The 2,430-nt window shown below is 64.1% G+C and carries 3 protein-coding genes and 1 pseudogene; 2 read left to right on the top strand and 2 right to left on the bottom strand.

The window, feature by feature from the left end:
- Positions 1–65 precede the first annotated feature (65 nt).
- A pseudogene (locus EN884_RS32980) lies at positions 66–485 on the bottom strand (LysR family transcriptional regulator); the annotation flags it as partial.
- Between the two features lie 134 nt (positions 486–619).
- Between EN884_RS32980 and EN884_RS32985 the strand changes: the two are divergent.
- Complete coding sequence (locus tag EN884_RS32985; protein ID WP_024504444.1) at positions 620–1,258, top strand: DsbA family protein; 639 nt, start codon at positions 620–622, stop codon at positions 1,256–1,258.
- A 37-nt stretch (positions 1,259–1,295) separates the two neighbouring features.
- Positions 1,296–1,907: an NAD(P)-dependent oxidoreductase gene (locus tag EN884_RS32990; RefSeq protein ID WP_063169057.1), complete on the top strand. Its 612-nt coding sequence runs from the start codon at positions 1,296–1,298 to the stop codon at positions 1,905–1,907.
- A gap of 25 nt (positions 1,908–1,932) precedes the next feature.
- Here EN884_RS32990 and EN884_RS32995 read toward each other — a convergent pair.
- Positions 1,933–2,430, bottom strand: a 498-nt coding sequence (locus EN884_RS32995) for an ABC transporter ATP-binding protein (protein ID WP_164895314.1), incomplete at its 5' end; no start/stop codon positions are given.

Consider the following 2,430-nt stretch of genomic DNA (forward strand, 5'->3'; position numbering starts at 1 on the left):
GCCAGCTTGGCCGAACTTCTGAACCTCAATCGGCTCGCCTACTTCACCACGGTGATGGAAACCGGCTCGTTCACCAGATTGCTGACGGCGTCGTCGAAGATCGCCTCGACGCGCATCTGCGGATAGGTTCTGAGATAGGCCGCCATGACCGGAGCCACCATCTTGGTGCCGTAGTCGAGCGGCGCCGTCAGCCTCAGCGTTCCGCTCGGTTCGACGGCCCCGCGCGAGATTTCGCCATAGGCGGCCTCCGCTTCCCGCAGGATGATCATCGCGCGGTCATAGAAGAGGCGCCCCTCTTCGGTCGGCGTGACACGCCGGGTCGTGCGCTGCAGCAGCGTTGCGCCCAGTTCCTCTTCGAGCTTGCCGATCTGATGGCTGACCACGGCCTTGGCGACGCCAAGCCGGTTGGCTGCGGCCGTGAACGAGCCGGTTTCCATCACCGTGGTGAAGTAGGCGAGCCGATTGAGGTTCAGAAGTTCGGCCAAGCTGGCTGCCATTTGTATGATCAGATCATACAGTTTGTATTATTGGGTGCCATTTATCGCAAGACCCCCACCTGCCACATATCAGCCAACGGCATTCGATCAAGCCGGCAGCCGGATCATGGGTAGCAGCGATTATGAACAATTCAGAAGTGACCTATCTTTTCGATCCGCTCTGCGGCTGGTGCTATGGTGCCACCCGGATGCTCGGCCGGTTGTCGGCCGCCGGCGTGCGCGTCGAGCTGCTGCCGACCGGCCTGTTTTCCGGCGCCGGCGCGCGTCCGATGGATGAAGGTTTTGCGGCGCACGCCTGGGCGAACGACCAGCGCATCGAGCGCCTGACCGGACAATCGTTCACGCCGGCCTACCGGCACAATGTCCTCAATGTCCGTGGCACCCTGCTCGACTCACATGCCGCCACACTCGGCATCACTGCCGCTGGCCTGGAGGACCCTAGCCGCCGGTTTGCGGCGCTGAAGACGATCCAGCATGCGCGCTATGTAGAAGGACGCGATGTCGTGACGATCGGCGGTGTGGCCGAGGTGCTCGCCGCCGACGGCATGGCGGACGCCGCCGAAATGCTCAAGGCGCCGACCGAAACATTGCTGGCGGCTCACCGCGATCAGGTTGGCCGTGGCCGTGCGCTGTTCCAGCGCCTGCATGCCGATGGCGTGCCTTCGCTCGCGGTCATCCGCAACGATGCGCCCCGGCTCATCGGTTCGAACGCGCTGTTCGGCAGCTTCGACAATCTCGTCGCCCACATCGCGGCGGCGTGACCCCATCCTCCAGACCCCCAAGCATAAGGAAACAGACATGGCAAAAGTCGCTCTCATTGGTGCATCGGGCGCTGTCGGTTCGCGCCTTCTCAGGGAACTCTCCGATGGCGGCCATACCGTCACGGGCATCGCGCGCAACCCGGAAAAGATTGTCGCGCTTCCGGGCGTGACGGCCAGGAAGGGCGATGTCTTCGACACAGAAGGTCTCGCGGACCTGATCCGCGGCCATGACGCTGTGATCAGCTCTGTGCATTTCCTGGATAGCGATACCGATGCACTGATCGAGGCGGTGCGCGCCTCCGGCGTGAAGCGCTATCTCGTCGTCGGCGGCGCCGGCAGTCTCGAAGTCGCGCCCGGCAAGCGGCTGGTCGATAGCCCCGACTTCCCGGCGATCTACAAGGCAGAAGCGCAGAAGGGCGCCGACTTCCTGGACAGATTGAAGACGGTCGACGACCTCGATTGGACGTTCCTGTCGCCATCCGCCATGTTCGTGCCTGGCGAGCGCACCGGCAAATTCCGCCTCGGCAAGGACACGCTTCTCGCCTCCGACGAGGGCAGCAGCATTTCCTTCGAGGACTACGCGATCGTCATGGTCGACGAGATCGAGAAGCCGGCCCATATCAGGCAGCGCTTCACCGTCGGCTATTGAGCGAACGGATGGTGGCGGCCGGGTCTCAATCGAGGCCGGCCGACGCCAGCCGCATCAGGGTCCGGTTCAATCTCGGTGCTGCCGCCACCAGCGCCTTTCCAATGGCCGATTGCGGTGCGTCGATGACGGTTCGGGCATCGCCGTTCTCGGCAACCCGGCCGGCGTCGAGAAGGATAACGCGGTGGGCGATCGACCGGATGACGCCGAGATCATGTGAAATGAAGAGATAGGCGATCTTTTCCTGGCGCTGCAGGTCGAGCAAAAGCTCGAGGATCTCCCCGCGCACGGAAACGTCGAGCGCCGACACCGCTTCATCGAGCACGATCAGCGGCGGCTTCGTGGCGATGGCGCGGGCAATGGCGACGCGCTGCCGCTGGCCGCCTGAGATTTCATGGATGGCACGCGGGGCGAGGTCCGCCGTCAGCCCGACGCGCTCCAGCAAGGCGGCGATGCGGCGCGGGCGCTCGCTGCGGGAAGCGATGCCATGGATGCGCAAGGGATCGTCGAGCACACGCGCCACTGT

Source organism: Mesorhizobium sp. M7A.F.Ca.AU.001.01.1.1 (assembly GCF_004022735.1).
Classification (GTDB): domain Bacteria; phylum Pseudomonadota; class Alphaproteobacteria; order Rhizobiales; family Rhizobiaceae; genus Mesorhizobium; species Mesorhizobium ciceri.

What these genes read in the sequence shown, in the direction of transcription:
- EN884_RS32985 (WP_024504444.1), top strand. Translation starts at nt 620, where the DNA reads ATGAACAATTCAGAAGTGACCTATCTTTTCGATCCGCTCTGCGGCTGG.
- EN884_RS32990 (WP_063169057.1), top strand. Translation starts at nt 1,296, where the DNA reads ATGGCAAAAGTCGCTCTCATTGGTGCATCGGGCGCTGTCGGTTCGCGC.